The 20,334-nt window shown below is 43.2% G+C and carries 14 protein-coding genes and 2 tRNA genes; 8 read left to right on the top strand and 8 right to left on the bottom strand.

Going from position 1 to position 20,334, the window contains the following annotated elements:
- Positions 1 to 85: 85 nt before the first annotated feature.
- Together dcuC and L4B77_RS12885 are read right to left on the bottom strand one after the other, a co-directional pair.
- Positions 86 to 1,453: an anaerobic C4-dicarboxylate transporter DcuC gene (gene dcuC, locus L4B77_RS12890; RefSeq protein ID WP_372040351.1), complete on the bottom strand. Its 1,368-nt coding sequence runs from the start codon at positions 1,451 to 1,453 to the stop codon at positions 86 to 88.
- Between the two features lie 699 nt (positions 1,454 to 2,152).
- A complete protein-coding gene (locus L4B77_RS12885) occupies positions 2,153 to 2,869 on the bottom strand; it encodes a GntR family transcriptional regulator (RefSeq protein WP_429750877.1) in 717 nt (238 codons plus the stop codon).
- A 317-nt stretch (positions 2,870 to 3,186) separates the two neighbouring features.
- Between L4B77_RS12885 and mngA the strand changes: the two genes are divergently transcribed.
- The 3 genes from mngA to manA all read left to right on the top strand — a co-directional run bounded on the left by mngA (position 3,187) and on the right by manA (position 9,389).
- Positions 3,187 to 5,121, top strand: a complete 1,935-nt coding sequence (gene mngA / locus L4B77_RS12880; RefSeq protein WP_429750875.1) for a PTS 2-O-a-mannosyl-D-glycerate transporter subunit IIABC — start codon at positions 3,187 to 3,189, stop codon at positions 5,119 to 5,121.
- Positions 5,122 to 5,357: 236 nt separating this feature from the next.
- The gene (gene mngB / locus L4B77_RS12875; protein WP_429750873.1) at positions 5,358 to 8,012 is read left to right on the top strand and encodes a mannosylglycerate hydrolase; all 2,655 of its coding nucleotides are present in this window, start codon (positions 5,358 to 5,360) and stop codon (positions 8,010 to 8,012) included.
- 183 nt (positions 8,013 to 8,195) lie between these two features.
- The gene (gene manA / locus L4B77_RS12870; protein ID WP_429750871.1) at positions 8,196 to 9,389 is read left to right on the top strand and encodes a mannose-6-phosphate isomerase, class I; all 1,194 of its coding nucleotides are present in this window, start codon (positions 8,196 to 8,198) and stop codon (positions 9,387 to 9,389) included.
- Between the two features lie 231 nt (positions 9,390 to 9,620).
- Here manA and L4B77_RS12865 read toward each other — a convergent pair whose 3' ends face one another.
- Positions 9,621 to 9,911: a putative quinol monooxygenase gene (locus tag L4B77_RS12865; RefSeq protein ID WP_261840089.1), complete on the bottom strand. Its 291-nt coding sequence runs from the start codon at positions 9,909 to 9,911 to the stop codon at positions 9,621 to 9,623.
- A gap of 235 nt (positions 9,912 to 10,146) precedes the next feature.
- Positions 10,147 to 11,289 (bottom strand): acyl-CoA desaturase, encoded by a 1,143-nt coding sequence (locus tag L4B77_RS12860; RefSeq protein ID WP_429750869.1) that lies wholly within the window; start codon positions 11,287 to 11,289, stop codon positions 10,147 to 10,149.
- Between the two features lie 167 nt (positions 11,290 to 11,456).
- Here L4B77_RS12860 and L4B77_RS12855 point away from each other — a divergent pair, with 167 nt between their 5' ends.
- Positions 11,457 to 12,002: a GNAT family N-acetyltransferase gene (locus tag L4B77_RS12855; protein WP_261840087.1), complete on the top strand. Its 546-nt coding sequence runs from the start codon at positions 11,457 to 11,459 to the stop codon at positions 12,000 to 12,002.
- A gap of 152 nt (positions 12,003 to 12,154) precedes the next feature.
- Here the strand turns inward: L4B77_RS12855 and L4B77_RS12850 are convergent, their stop codons facing one another.
- From L4B77_RS12850 to L4B77_RS12835, 4 genes are all read right to left on the bottom strand, one after another.
- The gene (locus L4B77_RS12850) at positions 12,155 to 13,180 is read right to left on the bottom strand and encodes a GGDEF domain-containing protein (protein ID WP_429750866.1); all 1,026 of its coding nucleotides are present in this window, start codon (positions 13,178 to 13,180) and stop codon (positions 12,155 to 12,157) included.
- Positions 13,181 to 13,418: 238 nt separating this feature from the next.
- Entirely contained in the window at positions 13,419 to 14,354 is a 936-nt protein-coding gene (ylqF, locus tag L4B77_RS12845) for a ribosome biogenesis GTPase YlqF (protein ID WP_261840085.1), read from the bottom strand.
- A gap of 452 nt (positions 14,355 to 14,806) precedes the next feature.
- Positions 14,807 to 15,829 carry a low-specificity L-threonine aldolase gene (gene ltaE, locus L4B77_RS12840; protein ID WP_429750863.1) on the bottom strand — a complete coding sequence of 341 codons (1,023 nt, stop codon included), beginning with the start codon at positions 15,827 to 15,829 and terminating at the stop codon, positions 14,807 to 14,809.
- Between the two features lie 17 nt (positions 15,830 to 15,846).
- Positions 15,847 to 16,362: an NUDIX hydrolase gene (locus L4B77_RS12835; protein WP_372040348.1), complete on the bottom strand. Its 516-nt coding sequence runs from the start codon at positions 16,360 to 16,362 to the stop codon at positions 15,847 to 15,849.
- Between the two features lie 285 nt (positions 16,363 to 16,647).
- Between L4B77_RS12835 and L4B77_RS12830 the strand changes: the two genes are divergently transcribed.
- From L4B77_RS12830 to L4B77_RS12815, 4 genes are all read left to right on the top strand, one after another.
- Positions 16,648 to 18,303 (top strand): ATPase RavA domain-containing protein, encoded by a 1,656-nt coding sequence (locus L4B77_RS12830; RefSeq protein ID WP_261840082.1) that lies wholly within the window; start codon positions 16,648 to 16,650, stop codon positions 18,301 to 18,303.
- 14 nt (positions 18,304 to 18,317) lie between these two features.
- Positions 18,318 to 19,763, top strand: coding sequence for an ATPase RavA stimulator ViaA (gene viaA / locus L4B77_RS12825; protein WP_261840081.1), 1,446 nt, complete (start codon positions 18,318 to 18,320; stop codon positions 19,761 to 19,763).
- Positions 19,764 to 20,070: 307 nt separating this feature from the next.
- A tRNA-Leu gene (locus L4B77_RS12820) sits at positions 20,071 to 20,157 on the top strand.
- 66 nt (positions 20,158 to 20,223) lie between these two features.
- A tRNA-Cys gene (locus tag L4B77_RS12815) sits at positions 20,224 to 20,297 on the top strand.
- The last annotated feature ends 37 nt before the right edge of the window (positions 20,298 to 20,334 follow it).

The following is a 20,334-nucleotide window of genomic DNA, read 5'->3' as shown; positions in this document are numbered from 1 at the left end:
GCGCTGAACTTATTAAGTTCAGCGCCTTTTTGTTTAAGCATTTTATATCGGTATTGATGCTCGTTTGTTCTTTTGAACCAGAGGCTTACGCCGCCATTGGAACCAATACTAGCGTACCAAAGATAACCGTAATAAGACCACAGACAACCGGTACTGACGTGCGTTTTACCACTTCAAATGGGCTGATTTTAGCCATACCAGAAGTTGCCACAATTACGCCTGATACCGGTGAAATGGTACGGCCTAGGTTCGACGCTTGTAGCATAGGGATGATAAGAAACGCAGGGTTCAAGCCCATTTTCGCAGCCAGTGATGGAGCAAGCTCTACGAATGCGTAGAATGGCGCATTACCAGAACCTGTTGCAATTGCAGCCGCAACCGTTAGACCCGTTAGAATCAGCATTAGTGCAATGCCACCAGCACCGGCATTGTCTGCCAGGTGAAGAAGGTTGTCGATAGCACCAATTGACATTAGACCTTGTGCGAATACGCCCGCTGCAACCAATAGCATTACAACGCCTTTAAATGCATCCGCCATACCTGCATAACAAGAATCAAGGTCTTCAAGCGACTTTTTACCATCAAACTTGTTCACCACGTAGTGAATTACGGCACCCAAGAAGATAGAGCCTACCACGATAGTATAGATGTCTAGGCTTATGCCAGGAATGGTACGACCGTTAAATAGGAATACACCGATGATTGGTAAGAAAGGAAGAGCCGCGTAAAACGCTGGTGCATCCGCTTCGATTTCAGATACGTCAATTCTTTCCATTGGCGTGTTCTCTTTCTTGTCCAGATACTTGTTCCAGAAGAAAGCCGCAGCTGCCATCACGATGATTGCACAGATAGAAACAGGCAGTACCGTTTGAACGGCGAACACATCAAGAGACATTCCTGATTTCTCTGCTGCGATAACCACATCACCAGAGGTTGGTGAAAGAATGATTGCTGCCGGTGACGCACAAACTGCAACTGCCGCTGGGCGAGAAATACCCATTGCCGTCATCATTGGGAATAGTGTTGCCATTAGTAGCACACCAAGGCCCGTAGCAGAGCTTACTGCTAGAGACATTAGACACGCAACGATGTAGGCAGCGACAAGAAGTACATAAGGAGATTTGATAGCAGCAAGTGGTTTAGAGAACTGTTTTACTACCACGTTGTTCGCACCAATGTGCGTCATATAAGAAGCAAAACCACACAGAAGCATGATTTGCATGCCTAGGCCGCCTCCACGGTACTGAAGCATGTACTTAACGAACTCTAATGCGTCAGTCACCATGTTACCTGTTGAAGCGACTTTAGCGGGTAAAACGGTATGACCAATAAGGCCAGTTATAAGAAGTAGGGCAATGCCTGCGGTTAGTAATACACCGGCTGCTTTATAGCCCTTTACGATAAAGTAGCCAACAGCGATGGTAATCACGAATCCGATCAAGAGCTCTAACATAGAAATCTCCACAAAGTTTAAAAAAATACAAGAAAGTGTTTCAGAATATGACGATAAATGTACAGAAAACTGCATTGTGGCACGAGGGATAGTTGATGTTGATATGATCTAAAACAAACATTTTTTTCGATGTTAATTATGTTTTTAAAGCATGCGTAACTAGTGTTGTTTAGATGTTAATATAAAACTATATGGCTCCTCAAAATGTCGTTCTCAACACGATGAGGTGGTTGACTTGTATAAGAAATTTTGACTATAAAATTTACGTTTTTTTGTTTAATTATCTGGAATTAAAGATAAAGGGCTATTTCTTACCTTTAAACCGGCTCTGTTGCTTAATTCGACGGGACTTATTCAATAACTTACGATCTGTTTCTGCTATTTCCACGACGACCTTATCGCCTCATCTTTAAGCTTCGTTAGAAAGTCACCACTGGAAACAATACAACCAAGCGCCCATTTAACCGAGATTTCTCAATTCACTTTTTCAATCACGTAATAACTATTGATGACACGAGACCAAGCCTATGGAGACCCGCGCAAAGCGAATTTAGCGGTATTGCGATCGATCGTGCTGATTCAACGGCAGGTGCGCGAGTGTTATTTTTCTTGGGGAGGGGAGCGGTTAGATTAGATAAAGAGGGTTTGCACAGAGAACGTGTGTCCTCTGTGTTCGTCACAGCAATAATGGATAGAGTTTTATCTTTGGCGTCTAGCGACTAAAGTAAATCGGTAGTCGTTAGATGTGAAGTAGTTACGGCTGTATTCAAATACCGTGTTATTGGCGAGGTAACCGCGAGTACGTTTTTCAATGATAGGCTGAGCTGGGTCAATACCTAACTGTTTAGCAACGTCTTCAGGTGGAAGAATCGGCACCAATTCTTGCTCACTTCGATCAATCACCATGCCTTTGGTGTTTTCAATAAAGTCGTACTTTGATGTCTGCATCACTTGATAGGTGAGATCTGGGAATAGGGCAACAGGTAACCAAGTTTCTTCAACCGTGATTGGGTTGTTGTCTATGAAACGAACACGTTTTACGTAGAAAACCAATTCGCCTTCTTTGATATCTAAATGTTCAGACATAGCCAAAGAACACGGCTTCATTTCAAAGGCCAGAACTTGACTGTGTGTAACCACATCCAAATGCGCCCACTTTTCTTGAAAGCTCGACTGTTTGTAGATGTCGTAATTGATCTTGTTCTCTTTGACGTAAGTGCCGCTGCCTTGAACGCTTTCAAGCTCATCGTTTTCGATCAGTAGTTTCAGCGCTTGCCTAACCGTTACCCGGCTTACCGAGAATACTTCACGCAATTGCGCCTCTGTTGGGAGTGCTTCTCCAACTTTGTATTCTCCAGAACTGATCTTTTCTCTTATTGCATCGGCGATTTGGCGATACATAGGGAGTCTTGCCATTTTTGCCTCATTTGTGCGCTAGGACAACTAGACTTTGATTAACAACCTGTACCTTAAATACGTAAATTTGCTCTATATAAGCTTTGCTTTAAAGGATAGTGTGAGCGTCGTATCGGCGTTTTGTATTATCTATAATACAAATTAAACGATACATAACAAGTTTTCTTAAAGGATTTGCCAATACCATTTAGATACAAATTAAATACAAATATGTATTGGTGAGATCGTGATCACGGATTAAATGTCTTGAAGTTGTATTATTATTCCCGTCGGCAGGGACGACTGTCGTACTAATCCGTGACTATGGGACAAAGGTTATGAAACTTACTACTCTAACGAATAAGTCGCTCGTAAATCTGCAAACTACGTTTAGCAGTCGAGAAGAAGCGATTTACGCACTGGCTGAGCAACTGGATCAGCAAGGCAAACTGCATAACAAGCAAGAGTACCTTGATGCAGTATTTGCTCGTGAAGAGCAAGGCCCGACAGCGCTTGGTGAAGGCCTAGCAGTACCGCACGGCAAGACTGACGCGGTTAAAGAAGCTGGTTTCGCGGTAGCAACATTGAAAGAAGAGATGAAATGGAAAGGTTTGGATGAAGACGAAGATGTTAATCTTATCTTCTTAATCGCTATTCCAAATGCAGAAGCGGGTTCTACCCACATGCATCTGTTGACTGAGCTGACAACCACACTGGTTGATGATGATGTTCGCGAAGCGGTATTAAAAGCGTCAACCGCTGACGAAATTTTTGCGCTTCTTGATGGTGACAATCAGCAACATAAAAAACAAGATAACTTAGATACAAATGCGCCGGTAATTGTATGTGTGACGGCTTGCCCTGCCGGTATTGCTCATACTTATATGGCGGCTGAGTACTTAGAAAAAGCAGGTAAAAAGCTTGGTTACCAGGTTTATGTTGAAAAGCAGGGTGCAAACGGTATTGAAGATCGCTTAACTGCGGAACAACTTAATAATGCTGTGGCGTGTGTGTTTGCTGCTGAGGTTGCGATTAAAGAATCTGAGCGCTTTAACGGTATTCCTCGTATAGAAACGCCGGTTGCAGAACCGATTAAACACGGTGAACGCATTTTAAGCGAAGCCATTGAAGCGTCGAAAAAAGGTAATGGTGCTGAACGTAAAGTTGCCACTGATGACAAACCGAAGAAAGTGCCGCTGAAAACAGAGCTTAAACAAGCATTGCTTTCCGGTATTTCTTACGCAGTACCTCTTATCGTTGCTGGTGGGACTGTTCTTGCGGTTGCGGTTCTAATCGCTCAAATGTTCGATCTACAAGATCTTTACGCAACAAAAGATTCTTGGCTATGGATGTATCGAAAACTCGGTGGTGGCCTATTAGGTACGTTAATGGTGCCAGTACTCGCCGCTTACACCGCTTATTCATTAGCCGATAAACCTGCACTGGGTCCTGGTTTTGCCGCGGGTATTGCCGCAAACCTCATTGGGTCTGGCTTCCTTGGTGGTGTTGTGGGTGGTTTGATTGCAGGTTACGTGATGCGCTGGGTGAAAGAGCATGTTCGATTAGGTCCTGCGTTTAACGGTTTCCTTACTTTCTACCTTTACCCGGTGATTGGTACTTTGGTGGCCGGTAGTTTGATGCTGTTTGTCATCGGCAAACCTGTTGCGTTCCTAAACCAAGGTCTGACAGATTGGTTGAACGGTATGTCAGGTACCAATGCGCTGTTATTGGGTGCGATTCTTGGTCTGTTTGTATCATTCGACTTGGGTGGTCCGGTAAACAAAGCCGCTTACGCATTTTGTTTAGGTGCAATGGCAAACGGTGTGTATGGCCCATATGCAATCTTCGGCTCAGTGAAAATGGTGTCAGCGTTCACGGTAACGGCTTCAACCATGATCGCTCCGCGCTTATTCAAAGACTTTGAGATTGAAACCGGAAAATCAACTTGGCTACTTGGCCTAGCGGGTATTACCGAAGGTGCAATCCCAATGGCGATTGAAGATCCAGTTCGTGTCATCGGTTCGTTCTTACTAGGTTCCGTGGTGACAGGCGCAATGGTTGGTGCGGCAGGTATTGGTCTATCGACTCCGGGGGCGGGTATCTTCTCTATCTTCTTGTTACACGATTCTGGTTTAGGTGCATTCTCTGCTGCGGCAATCTGGTTCGGTGCTGCGATTGTCGGCACAGTGATTTCAACCATTACTCTTCTGATGTGGCGTGGTCACGCTGTAAAAAAGGGTAAGTTTGAAGCAAGTACAGCAACACAGAACTAACTGAATTTTGAGTTAGCTCCTAACTCACTGGGAAATCAATATATAAAAAATAACAAACAACTGGCTGTCCTAAATACCTGTGCTCCTAACGGTTTTATTCACACAGATTCTGGGCGTGGTTTTCTGCACCCTAAATTTAGCGGCAGCCAATTTTAACCCCTTGAAAAAATTTAATTTAGTCGTATTTGAGTTCAAACTTTAGTTTTACTCGAAGCGACACATTTAGGTAAATGATTATGACTACATCACGCGTACATATTACTCCACACATGCACTGGGATCGTGAATGGTATTTCACAACAGAAGAGTCTCGTATTCTTCTTGTGAACAACATGGAAGAAATCATGAGCCGTCTGGAGAGCGATCCAGAGTACAAATACTACGTTCTAGATGGTCAAACCGCCGTTCTAGAAGATTACTTCGCGATCAAACCAGAAAACACAGAGCGCGTAAAAGCATTGGTTGAAGCGGGCAAGCTCATTATTGGCCCTTGGTATTCTCAAACCGACACAATGCAAGTTTCTGGTGAGTCAATTGTACGTAACATGATGTATGGTATTCGTGATTGCATGAAGTTTGGCGAAGCAATGAAGATTGGTTACCTACCAGATTCATTCAGCATGAGCTCTCAGCTGCCAATGATCTACAACGGCTTCGACATCACGCGTGCAATGTTCTGGCGTGGTTGTTCAGAGCGTCATGGCACCAACAAAACAGAATTCTTATGGCAATCAAACGACGGTAGTGAAGTAACGGCACAAGTGCTTCCGCTGGGTTACGCGATTGGCAAATACCTTCCACAAGATGAAGAAGGTCTGCGTGCTCGCTTAGATAAGTACTTCCCAGTGCTAGAAAAGCCATCGGTAACCAAAGACATTTTACTGCCAAATGGCCACGATCAAATGCCGATTCAAAAAGACATCTTTGAAGTAATGGACAAGCTTCGCGAAATCTATCCAGATCGTGAATTTTCGATGAGCCGTTACGAAGAAGTGTTCGAGAAAATAGAAGGCATGCGCGACCAGCTCGACACAATTAAAGGTGAATTCAACGACGGCAAATACATGCGTGTTCACCGTACGATTTCTTCGACGCGTATGGACATCAAACTGATCCACGCAGAAATCGAGAACAAGATTGTCAATATCCTTGAACCGTTAGCGTCTATCGCTTGGACATTAGGCTTTGAATACCACCATGGTTTGATTGAGAAAATGTGGAAAGAGAGCATGAAGAACCACGCTCACGATTCGATTGGCTGCTGTTGTTCAGACAAGGTTCACGCAGAGATCCTAAACCGCTACATCCTTGCGGACGACATGGCGACCAACCTGATTCATTTCTACAAGCGTAAGATTGTTGACCACATGCCAAATCGCGAAGGGTGTGACAAACTAGCGATGTTCAACCTTTCACCGTACGAGCGTGAAGAAGTGGTTAACACAACCATCACTATCCGTGCTCAAGAGTTCTCTATCTTTGATGAAAATGAAAACCCAGTTGAGTACTTCATCCAAGACAAGCGCCAAATTGACCCAGGAAAAGTCGACCGCCAAATCGTTCACTATGGTAACTACGACCCATTCATGGAGTTTGATATTCAAATCAAACGCACCGTACCAGCAATGGGCTTCACCACGTTACACATCCAAGGTAACGAGCAGGGCGCAGTAAAAGTAGCTGAGCAGAAAGACTACCTATTAGAAAACGAATACTACCGAATCAATGTAAACGACAACGGTACGCTGACTATTTTCGATAAAGAGACAGAGCAAGTATTCGACCAAGTCCTTCGTCTAGAAGATGGTTCTGATGACGGCGATGAGTACGATTACTCTCCATCTCGTCAAGAATGGTTACTGTACTCAGATGAATTCCCAGTGGAAACATCGATTGACCACCAAGGCTTCCAATCGGTAGCGAACATCGCTTTCCGAATGAACGTGCCTGCAAACCTTGCAGCGCGTGAAGAACGTACGGGTCAAAACGGATTCGTTGAAGCGCAATGCCAAGTGGTATTGAAGCAAGGTTCTCGCCGTATTGAGGTACGCATGGAGCTAGACAACCAAGCCGACGACCACCGTGTACGTGTTCTAGTACCAACGCCTTTCGTATCTGAAACTGTGGTTGCAGATAACCAGTTCGGTTGTATTACTCGACCAACCAACGACCCTGCAATGGCGGTTTGGGAACAAGAGAAGTGGAAAGAAGCGCCAGTTCCTGTGTACCAGTTAATGAACTTTGCAGCGTTAGAAAACGGCAAAGCGGGCATGGCGATCATGTCGAATGGTCTGCGTGAATTTGAGGTGATTGCATCACAAGGTGACGAAAACCGAGATACTTTCGCACTGACGTTATTCCGTGGCATTGGTGTGTTGGGTAAAGAAGAGTTACTGCTTCGTCCGGGTCGTCCTTCAGGTATCAAGATCCCGACACCCGATTCACAAGTGCGCGGCAAGTTAGTGTGTGAATTTACGCTGTGTGGTTTCTCTGGCAACCATATTGACGCGAACGTCATGGCGCAAGCACGTGACAATGTCACTCCAATTGAGTGCTACAACAAGATCCCTTATAACGCGATGAAGCTAAACGTGGGTGAGCAGAACCTACCAATGAATTTCAGCCTTCTGTCTAAGCAACAATTAGGCGCTGTGTTGAGTGTGCTGAAAAAATCGGAAGATGCAGATGCGCTGATCATGCGTGTCTACAACCCGGCAGAAACAGGTTCAGTGTCAGATTCAATTTCGTTCACTCAAACCGTTTCAAGTTGGAAAGAGACAAGCATGGACGAACGCGTACGCGAAGGTGATGTAGCAACTGAAGCCTTCGGTGACTTGTCTTTTGGCGAACTGGCATCTTGCCAAGCGAAAACGTTCCAAATCAAATTCTAATTTCAATCACCCGCTCACCTTGGTGGGCGGGAATGGTGGATAACAATAGAAATGGGAACTGCTACAGATTCATTTAAAGGATCATTCAATGTTCATTACGATGCCTCCAAATTCTATCCGCTCAAACACCACAACAAAACCAAGGCCTACAGCCAGTAATACATGAGAAAGGCGAGAACAATTATGAAAACGAACTTATTCAAGCTTGATAACGTTATTCAAAACTATGTTTGGGGCAGTCAAGTGGCGATGAATGAGCTATTTGGTATCGAAAATCCAAACAATGAGCCACAAGCTGAAATTTGGATGGGGGCTCACCCAAATGGTTGTTCAAAGAGTGCAGAAAATGGCGAACCGCTTTCACATATGATTAATGAAAACAAAACCGAAGTCTTAGGCGAGTACACGGCGGCACGTTTCGGTGAATTACCTTTCCTATTTAAGGTGTTGGCCGCTGAAACACCGTTGTCGATTCAGGTTCACCCAAACAAGCGTAAATCTGAACTAGGTTTTGAGCGAGAGAATGCGCTTGGTATCCCTTTGAATGCGTCTCATCGTAACTACAAAGATCCAAACCACAAGCCTGAGTTGGTTTATGCGTTGACCTTCTACAAAGCGATGAATGGTTTTCGTCCAATCGACGATATTATTGCCTTATTCGAGGAAGCAGATATCCCTTCGTTAGCGATTGAGCTTAATATGCTTAAAGCCAATGCTGATAGTGATTCTCTGAAGTCTTTCTTTAGCGCAATTATGTCACTTGAAGGTGACCGTAAAGCGTCTGCGCTTAATGAGCTTTATGCCGCACATACGCGATCAGCCAAAACGGTCATGGGACGTGAAGCTCTGCAATATAGCAAAGAGTTCAAACAGCATTATCCGGATGATATTGGGTTGTTTGCCCCATTGATGCTTAACACGGTTGAACTGGCGCCCGGTGAAGCGATGTTCCTATTCGCAGAAACCCCCCATGCTTATGTTCAAGGCACAGGCTTAGAGATCATGGCAAACTCAGACAATGTGCTGCGTGCCGGTCTTACACCCAAATACATAGACGTACCGGAGCTTATCGATAACACGATCTTTGAGCCGATTAAGCCAAAAGATATTCGCCTTAAGCCTGTATTAAAAGAGGGGATGATGAGTTTTCCGATTCCTGTGGATGATTTTGGCTTTGATATCTTATCTGCGACTGATGAGAGTAAGTCACAGTATTTACGCAGTGCAGAGATCTTATTCTGTGTGGAAGGCGAGGCGACCGTCACTTCAGAAGGACGGTCAGTTTCTCTTAAGCCCGGAGAATCGGTCTTTGTAAGTAGTCATTCAAATGTTTACCAATATCAAGGGAATGGCATTTTGGCTCGTGCTTTTAACTAGTGCCCCCGTGCTAGCGATGAGCAAAAGAAATGCCAGAGTGCCACTGTAAAGTGGTACTCAATATTGGATTAATGGTTGTTACCTACCTGTCTTTGACAGTCATGATTATTGACCATACCCGCTACTCTGGCGGGTTTTTTCATGATTAGAATGAGCAAGTATAGGCCTGTAGAAAAGACAAACCCTGCGTTAAGAGCAGGGTTTTTTATTGAATCAGTAATGAGTGACTGGTTAAGCAATGTGCGTCATTTTGTTAAGCATAAAGGTTTCAATACAACCTTCAGTCGCAGCCATGTACTCAGCGATGTGTTGGCTCGCTAAGTGTTTCTCTAGATGAGTTTCAGACTCCCAGTTCTCATGAAAAACGAAGTGAGCTGGGTTACTGTTATCTTGATGTAGATCGTAGTTAATACAGCCGTCTTCAGCACGGGTTTTATCGATCAATTTAATCATCTCAGATTTAACCAATTCAGTTTTGTCTTTTTTAGAGACGATCGTTGCAATAATAGTCAGTTTGCTCATTTTCAATTCCTTCGCTTTAAACTCGATAACTTAAAGTAATATAAGTATAAATTCAGATTGAAGAAAGAGTTCTGAAATCCAATAACTATGGTTCTTGACATCCATAATCCACACTAGAAAGCATAAAGTAGCTAACAATCAGTTACGCTTATTAAAAAGCCCTCATAGCAATATGAGGGCCTCTGAATAAGAATCAAACTGTGTTGTTATTGGTGTGTTAGCGTATTGTTTTACCTTAAGCGTATTGTTCTACTGTCATCGCCCAATTCTTCTTCTGTAGTTCAAAATTCATCTTGATTTGTTGATAACGAACCTTAAGTACTGAGTGTTCGTACTTCTTCACAACGTCTTCGCGCTTGCTTTCAAGTAGCTGCTTTTTAACTTCGTAATACTCGTTCATGTTTGATACTAGAGCATCAAACTCTTGTTGAAGCTTCTCTGCGATTTGTTGTTTGTCGGCTCGATGCATGATTTTTTGCTGGGTACGTTTAAGTAACATTGACGCTTCGGCTTTCTCGATACGAGCTTGAGGGGTTGTCTTAAGCTTACTTGCCAGTCCCATCAATGAAGCACTTTTGATCAACCACTTTGTTGGATCGTATTGCCACCAGTAGACGCCGTTACGGTAGTCGTTTTCAAAGATGTGGTGGAAGTTGTGATAGCCTTCGCCAAAAGTGAGTACCGCTAGCACACCGTTATCACGGGCCGTGTTTTTGTCGGTAAAAGGTTGGCTACCCCAGATGTGAGCAAGAGAGTTAATGAAGAATGTTGTGTGGTGGTTAAGTACCAAACGAACTGCACCAACGATCAACAACATACCAAGCACATCACCGTAAATGACACCTAATGCGATTGGCACTCCAAAATTCATCAGCAATGCCAGCAGAACGTAGTGCTTATGTTGCCACATCACGATCTTATCCTTTTTAAGGTCACGACAATTTTCATAATTTTCATACATTGATGTTCTGTAGTTACGAATCATCCAGCCAATATGAGAGTACCAAAAGCCACGTTTTGCAGAGTATGGGTCTTTGTCGTTGTTATCGACATGCTTGTGGTGGACACGGTGATCAGAAGACCAGTGAAGCGCGCTGTTCTGCAGGGCAAATGCGCCACCTAATGCAAATAGGAATCTGAGGCTTGAATGCGCTTCAAACGCTTTATGTGACCATAAGCGATGATAGCCTGTCGTGATTGAAAGGTTACAGAACGTAAAGCAGATAGCTAGCCATACCCAGTGCTCCATGCCATAGCCAAAAAAGTAGCCATAAAAAGGAGCTGCAACAACAGCAAGCAGCATACTAAAAGAGAATACAAAAATATTCAGCCAGATTAATGGCGGCTTTTTTGTTGTGGGTTTGTCGGCACTATTCATTAGCAAATTTCCATTTGAGCTTACATCTGTTCGCTAGATTATCAGCGTACACGTGTAAGTCAATATTGAAAGTGTAAACGTGTATTAGTATGTTTTGCTTAAGTATTGTATAAAGGTAGTGTGAAATGTAGTAGCAAGTCATAAATGGAAGTAGTAAGGGCTAATAAATGGAAATTAAGGTAGCTGAATATAAAGATTATGAGCGGATTGCCCAATTGCATGCGGATAGCTGGAAGCTATATTACCGTGGCATTCTTGCGGATGATTACTTAGAAAATGAGGTTTTGGAGGACAGATCTGTTATTTGGCAGACGCGTTTGATTAACTCTCCTTTTAATCAACATGTTTTATTGCTTGAGGAAGGCGGTTTACTGGTTGGTTTTGTCTGTGCGTTTGGTAATCACAATTTTGAGCGTGGAACGTTCATTGATGCGTTGCATGTCGACAGCAATTATCGTGGCCGAGGCGTGGGTAAGCGTTTATTGGCTGAGTTATCTAAGTGGTTACAGAAATACTATTCTGATTCCGGTCTTTACCTAGAGGTGATGTCTGAGAACCACCAAGCGATCGCGTTTTATAAGGCGATTGGTGGTAAAGAAGAGCTAGAGCAAGTTTGGAATGCTCCATGTGGTAGTCAAGTGAACGAGAAAGTGATTTCTTGGCGTTCTCCCATTGAGCTTGAACAGAAGACAGCGAGCGTTGTGTACTCATAGTGGTCTCTTTTTGAATACCGCTGCTTAAGTGAAATCACTTTGAAGTAGGGTCGAAAAGATAAAAGCCCCGGGCATTAAATTGTTCGGGGCTTTTTTGATCAGAGTTATGTGCTTTGTGGTCAGTCGTTTAGGGATCGTAAAATACAGGGTGTCTAATCAGACCATGTGATCTTATTTCGACCGCTTTTCTTCGAAATGTAGAGTGCTTGATCAGCATCGTCGATAAGTTGCTCTACAGAACCAAGAGCTTGCAATGTATGTTTTACACCGATTGAAATCGTTACTTCTAAACTCAGGCGAGATGGGGACTCTAAAAGGGTGTGAACTAACGATTTGATTGACGCCTCTGTTTCTCCTTGAATTATCACAAGGAACTCTTCCCCACCATATCGAAAGCAGTGACTATTGTGAGGTAATTTTTTTTGAATTTCTTTAGCCAGTTCTTTGATCACCATATCACCCATTTGGTGACCGAAGGTATCATTGATCGATTTGAAATGATCGATATCAATCATAATCGATGTAATCGATAACTCATGATTAATGTTGGGTTCAATCACTTGATGAAGATATAAACGGTTGTAGCAGCCCGTTAGCGCGTCTTGGTAAGATAGCGCCTTAAACATTTTGGATTGCTTGCGAAGTTGGGTTGCTTGTTTGCGCAGTTGTTCTGATTGTGCGAAACGTTTATGCGTTTCCAAGTCACGTCTTATACAGGCAGCTGAGATTAATACATAAGCAGAAAGATAAATCGATATCATCTCTATCTCATGTTGAGGCGCAGTGTCATATATCAGGGGAGCAAGGCCGATGAGGTATGCAGAAAATGCCAAGGATAGCGCTATAATGCCGTACTTGGCTGACATCCTTGAAAATGTACCGATATAAATCATGACGATAATGATACCGCCTTGGTATTGGAAATTGTCCAACTCGATAGCGAGTCGACCCACATAAACTAAGAAAAATGAGATAACGACAAGGAATACGCTCTCGATGCGCTCAAAAAATCTAGGGTTGTTTTTGATGCAATATTTGGCAACAATTATCATGCTCAAACAAAGCACAAATCGAAGAATCAATGGGGTAAGACACTGCGTGCCAAAGTGGATGTAGTCGGTAACAATGAAAGCAAAGAATATTGAGATCGGCATGTAGATGAAATTTACGTATGGCAAATAAACTTCATTGTTGAAATAGGTTTTAAATCTCTGATTATTTAGCCGAGAATAAGAGAGCATAGAAAATCTAACCAAAATTATTACACTACAATTTGCGTAGTATGTCACAATGTTGCTAAGTGTAAATGTTGATTTCCATATATTTGTCAGTATGTTAGCTAGATCAACAAACGTTCAGGGGCAACCTTCACGTTCTACAGAAATAAAACGTGAAGATGACTGGAAGCCAATGTGACTAACGTTTATTTTTCAAGTAACGCTTACGGCGCTCTTCTTTCTTCTTGATCTGTTGTTCGGCTTTCAGCGCAGCCGCTTCTTCCACTTCGATCAGTTCCTGTGTGATCATTTCTGGTAGTTCTAGAGTTACCTTACCTAAAGTCCCGTTACGCAGTTCGTGAAGTAGGATTTCAGAGCATTTATGAATGTCGATATGACCACCAGCACGAAGTGCGCCGCGCTTACGACCAATCGCTTCCATCAACTCGATGTCTGACTCTGGTAGTTCTTCAATTTGGTAACGTTCTTGCAAAAGGTGAGGGTACTGCTTAGCTAAGTATTCGACAGTGTAAAATGCCACTTCATCGTATTCCATTGCTGTATCTTTCACGGCACCTGTTGCGGCTAGGCGGAAACCACTGTGTGGGTTTTCTACTTTAGGCCAAAGGATTCCAGGCGTATCTGAAAGGATCACGCCGTTTTGCAGGTTGATACGTTGTTGACGACGAGTTACCGCTGGTTGGTTGCCGGTAACCGCAATTGTTCGTCCTGCCAAACAGTTGATGATGGTCGATTTACCCACGTTTGGGATGCCCATGATCATCGTACGAATGTTCTTACCCATCTGTTCTCGGTGCGGTGCTAATTTACGTACCAGTTCCATGACGTGGTTGACTTCTTCTTTAACGCTCGTGGTAATCGCAATTGCCTTAACACCTTGCTCTTTCTCGAAGTGCTCAATCCAACGTTGAGTCAGCTCAGGGTCGGCAAGATCACGCTTGTTTAACACTTTTACACAAGGCTTATCGCCACGCAGCGAAGAGATCATTGGGTTTTCACTACTGAACGGGATACGCGCGTCCAGAACTTCGATGATCACATCAACCTGCGGGATAACTTCTTCGATTTCTTTACGGGCTTTATGCATGTGACCCGGAAACCATTGAATAGACATAGAGATAAACCTTGATAAATATATTTGCTGCACATTGTAAGGGTTGGATGATATGTGTAAAGGCATATCTATCCTGACCTTCAATCAGTTGAGAAAATTTGCTTGAAGTATAGGCGACTTGATGATGTTTGCTGACCTGAAAGGGGGATAAGCATTATTCGTCGCTAGGTTTGTGGTCGGGGACAAAAAAGGCAGTTTTGTGACTTCGTTTTATTCGAGTGAAAATGAAATAAAAAAGCTTCCCCAAAGGAGAAGCTCAAGTCATATCTGTTCTCGATTAACATTGAGTAGGGTTTAATACCAATCGTAGTCAATCACGGGTCATTTTAGCTTGTTAAAAGCCTCGATAACGTCGTTAGAATGTTTGATTGTAGAATAACGACTTATCGAAGCTGCTTGTCGAAAAGAGCGGCCTTGTTCTCAAGCTTTTTTCTTGCGCTATTTCTGAACACTTACTTACTGTGATTGGTATAAAGCATTTTTTCCAATGTTGTTAGGAAAGTCGCTATGTCTTCTGAACTGATATCACGGTGGGTCACAAAGCGAACAGGGTTGCTTGGTGACATCGTAATGCCTTGTTCCGCTAACTCCCGTGCGATGCGGCTAATATCCACCGACTCGTCTAACTTAGCAAACACAATGTTTGTTTGAATGAAATCAGGATTTACAGAAAATCCCTCTAACTTGCTTAAGCCAATCGCTAACGCTTTGGCATTTGCATGGTCTGTTTTCAGTTGAGCGACATTCTCTGTTAATGCCATCTTACCAGCCGCCGCAAGAATGCCGGCTTGGCGCATGCCGCCCCCGACCATTTTGCGCAAGCGACGCGCTTTGGCGATGTACTCTTTGTTGCCAAGAAGTAGCGAACCAATTGGTGCGCCTAACCCCTTTGATAAGCAAATGGTCATCGAGTCAAAGTGTTGTGCAATTTCTTTGATGTGAACATCTAATGCTACAGCTGCGTTAAAGACACGTGCGCCATCAAGGTGCATTTGCAAGCCGTGTTGGTTCACGAATTCTCGCGCTTGCGCTAGGTAAGATATTGGCAACACTTTACCATTGATGGTGTTTTCTAGGCTCAGCAGTTTAGTGCGAGCGAAGTGACTGTCATCTGGCTTAATTGCAGCAGCAAGCTTTTTAAAATCCAGCGTGCCGTCTGGGTTATTCTCAATGGGTTGAGGTTGAATCGACCCCAGTACTGCAGCGCCACCGGCTTCGTACTTGTAGTTGTGCGCTTGTTGCCCACAAAGGTATTCGTCGCCACGCTCACAGTGCGCCATCAAACCAAGTAGGTTTGCTTGTGTGCCTGAAGAGGTAAACATTGCCGCTTCAAAACCTGTTTCATTGGCAATCCACTGTTCAAGTTCGTTGACGGTTGGGTCATCGCCATAAACATCATCACCGACTTCAGCATTGGCCATTGCATCGCGCATAGCTTGTGATGGTTTAGTTACGGTATCAGAACGAAAGTCCATGTTTCTCTCCTAGAGTTCTATAGATAGCCACGCAGTTGGGCTTTGCTTAAACAAGCGATAGTTTTGGTATCGGTGATTTGATCGTGTCGTATTTTGTCGTGCAGCGCTTCTAAGCTCAGTTCGATCACTTCTATGACTTCATCTTCATCGCATTCAAAGCGGGTAGTGAGGCTTAGATCTCGAGCGATGAACAGATGCTGAATTTCATCACAGAAGCCGGCTAAAGGCGTAACTTGCCCTAAACTATGAAAAGACGCTGCACTGTAACCGGTCTCTTCTTCAAGTTCTCTCTGAGCACATTGAAGCGGTGTCTCGCCAACTTCTATTGTGCCCGCGGGTAACTCTAAAAGCCATTTTTTAAGAGAAGGTCGAAACTGGTTAATGAGGATTATATTTCCCGACGAAGTGATGGGAAGAATAACAGCAGCGCCTGGGTGTTGTATTTTGGTATGTTTTACGGTGATGTTTGTTGGTAACGTTACGCTCTCTTCGATAAGAGAAATGCTTTTCCATTGATGGATAATTTTACTCATGCAGTTTGGCCACATTCCTTGTCTATTTGTCAGGATTACGGAAGACATGCACCACCTTAACGTCTATGATGTCGAAAACAAAAGAAAATTTAGGTATAGCGATGGGTTTAGTTATAATTTTTTAAAGTCCGCTTTTGACTTGGAATTTATGATGACACAAAGAAGACGAACATTACCTTCCTATACCAATGTAAAACAATAATGTAACGACCTTGTAATGAGGCACCCATAAATGTATGAAATATATTTACACACTCAACTGTCTAAAGATTTTCGGAGTAACGCATGACCCCTTCTATTTCCTCACATGCTGATAAGGCGCTACTCTCTGAAAGAATTAATAAACTCGCACAGGCACTCTCTGATGGAGTCTATGAACGAGAAGATACGATTAAGCTTTGTTTACTGGCTGCTTTAGCGGGTGAAAGCGTATTTCTACTCGGTCCTCCGGGTATTGCAAAAAGTCTTATCGCTAAGCGTTTAATTCAGGCTTTTGATAACAGTAGTTACTTTGAATATTTGATGACGCGTTTCTCTACGCCAGAGGAAGTATTTGGTCCGCTAAGTATCCAAGAATTAAAAGATAATGGTCGCTATGTAAGGCTAACTGAGGGGTATTTGCCAACAGCACAAGTTGTATTTCTTGATGAAATCTGGAAAGCCGGTCCTGCGATCCTAAATACGCTGCTTACTGTGGTCAATGAAAAAACATTCAAAAATGGCAGTGAAATTGAACGTGTGCCGATGCGCTTGTTGGTCACAGCATCGAATGAACTGCCGGATGAAGACAGTGGTTTAGAAGCTTTATATGATCGAATGTTGGTTCGTGTGTTTGTAAACCGAATTCAAAATAAGCAGAACTTTAAGTCAATGTTGACTACCGGAACTTCTCAAGAAGCGGTCATTCCCAAAGGTTTAGCGATTACCGACATGGAATACCATCAATGGCAGCAAGCGCTTGATAAGCTAGAGCTTACCGACAACGCATTCGATAAGCTGTTCGAACTAAAAAGCATGTTGGAGGAAGCAGTTAAGAAGCAAGGTTTATCGTCAGAATCAGAGTTGTACGTGTCGGATAGACGTTGGAAGAAATCCGTTAAGTTATTGAAAGCAAGTGCTTTTTTTAGTGGTCGAGACTGCGTGAACCCATTAGACATTCTGTTGCTTCAGGACTGTTTATGGCATAACCCTGGATCACGTGATGTGGTTCATGGTGTGGTAAAAGACTTTGCATTGAACCGAGCGTTTGATCAACAAGAATCAAAAGCGCAAATAGAAATGTCACGCGAAGAGTTAGAACAGATCCAAGATGATGTTGAATCTACGCTGTCTGTGTCTCTGTCAATGGAGTCGACCAGTGGTCTTCGACGTAAAGACATCTATCAAAATGATATCAAGAACGTAAAAATGTATAACGTGGGCAATGCGTATAATTTGGTCAAATTGGTCATGTTACAAAGTAATTTATCGGTTTCTGAATCAGAAAAAGGGGACAGTCGTTGGGCTTATGTAGCCAAAGACGATTTTGACCGAGTTCTTAAAGACGGTCATGGCGATATTTATGGTTACGTGAACGAAAATAAAAATCTATGTCGCTTAAAGCTCGGCTTGAATGCATCGAACCAATTAGTCATTAAAGATATTGCGAATCGCTCTGTATTGGTGAGCGTAGTGACCACCGCTGGTTTAAACCAAGAGTTGTATAATAATTGGTTGAGTGGGGCAGAAAGGGTGTTAGAGCAACTGTCGGAAGCCGAATTCAATTTAAAAAGAGTACGCATAGATTTCCACGATGCACTGCCTCATCATTATATTGATCCTGCTTTGCCAAAAGCGATGGAAGCCAGCTTGCAAGCGGTAACACAAGATCTGGAAATGACAAAAGAGAAGAGCAATAAGATCGCTCAACGTATTAAGTTTATGAGCCGGTACTTCGAGTAAGGTAGGAGACGAGTATGTTAGGAGCTGACGGCTTAAACCTTGCGCTAATGGTCGCTGAATCAGGAATCATTGAAACGGCGATGAATGACCTCATTGCACGTTCTCAAGTCATGATGGCCACAGAGAGTAACGGTGTGAAAGCGTCGGTAAAAAATCACTTAGTTAAATGGCGTGGGAAAGTGAAAAGCCGTGTAACTAAAGTATGTGAGGCTGACAGGTTCCAAGAGGAAATTGCGCTTTATCAGGAAGTGATCTATTGGAATGAGTCTCAATTCTTTGAAGAGATAGAGGGTGTTATCGAAAAACTTGAGTGGCACTCTGCATTCTATATGCAAGCAAAGCGTCTGATGGAACATAATAAGGGGGTTTATAATTCTATGTTCCCTCATTATTTTTGTGATCAATGGTATCAATCCATATCTGAAGCGATTAAACAAGCTCAAGTCACCGAGCTTGAAACAAGCAAAGAGAAGTTACTGGCCGACTTATACCAGCGCATGGAAACCATGAAAAACATGGATAAAGTCACCCAATCGGGTGATGAAGGCAGTATCGGACGTTTGTGGGATATGGCATCGGCCAAATTAAGTAAAACAGATCTCACCATCATGAAGCGTCATGCTGAGTTTTTAAATAAACATAAAGGCCTACAAGAGATTGCCGAAAAGTTGGGTCGTATGGCGGGTCTAGAAGATGATCCTTCGTTGCATAAAGCACCTGTAGAAGAATTACAGATGATTGAAGAGAAAAGCGATGAGGCGGTCGATGATATTGTAGGGATCCATGAAAGTGATGACCTCAACAAGATGCTTCCAAACGAAACCATGTTTTTAGCCTATCCTGAACTGGAGGTTATCTTTTATAAGCATTTAGCCGATAAGCGTTTATTAAGCTATCGTTCGAAAGGAAAATCTCGCACATTGCGGAAAGTAAAAACGCAAAAACCCGACAGTAAAAATGTCGATATCGAGAAAGGGCCCTTTATCGTTTGTGTCGATGCCTCTGGTTCCATGAGTGGCTTCCCTGAACAGTCTGCCAAAGCGATGGCTTATGCGTTGATGCAGATCGCACTCGCGGAAGAGAGAGATTGTTACGTCATTCTATTCTCATCTGAACATATTACTTATGAATTAACTCGCCAAGATGGCTTACGCGAAGCGAGTGATTTCCTAAGCTATTCCTTTCACGGTGGTACGGATTTAGAGCCTGTTCTGATTAAGTCGATTGAGTTGATGACCGGTGGCAAATACAAGAATGCAGACTTGATCGTGCTTTCTGACTTTATTGCACCAAAGCAGTCGGATGAAATGAATGCTCAAGTCGAAAAATTAAAAGAACACAAGAATCGATTTCATGCGGTGTGTCTGTCTAAATATGGCAACCCTCAACTGATGAAGATGTTCGATCATTGCTGGTCCTATCACCCGAGCTTAGTGGGGCGCTTCATGAAGAAGTGGTAACGTTGAATGATCTTATGTATTTGCGAAAGAAATTAGCGGTATGCGCGAAGTTTAAACATTGAGCGCACTATAAAAAAATGATTTTTGCTAAATGTCAGCCTTTAACATTCAAAATATAAGTATAAGAAGCGTACAAGCTGCACTAAATTTAATCTTTTGAGTTCGATAATTAATCACTTGAATTGAAAGATAAAATTTATTGTTGACGAATTTTTTCCTTCCGTTAAAGTACACCTCGTTCTCACGGCTTAGGTCGCTGAGAGATGGTGTTTTTACTTTTCAGTAATCGGCCTCGCAAGATTGCGTTGCCCTGGTGGTGGAATTGGTAGACACAAGGGATTTAAAATCCCTCGGCGTTCGCGCTGTGCCGGTTCAAGTCCGGCCCGGGGCACCATCTATCTTGCTTCTGCTTTCGAGCAGAGTGATGAACAAAGAGTTGTTCTCTTAAATCACAACTAAAGGCGCCTTGGCAGAGTGGCTATGCAGCGGATTGCAAATCCGTGGACCTCGGTTCGACTCCGGGAGGCGCCTCCATTCTTTCTCTTAGTTTGATAAATTAAGAGGTTATAAG

Origin of the sequence: Vibrio minamisatsumaniensis (genome assembly GCF_050337445.1) — a bacterium.
Classification (GTDB): domain Bacteria; phylum Pseudomonadota; class Gammaproteobacteria; order Enterobacterales; family Vibrionaceae; genus Vibrio; species Vibrio artabrorum.
Note: the sequence above shows the minus strand (reverse complement) of the source record. Positions and strands in the feature narration are given on the sequence as shown.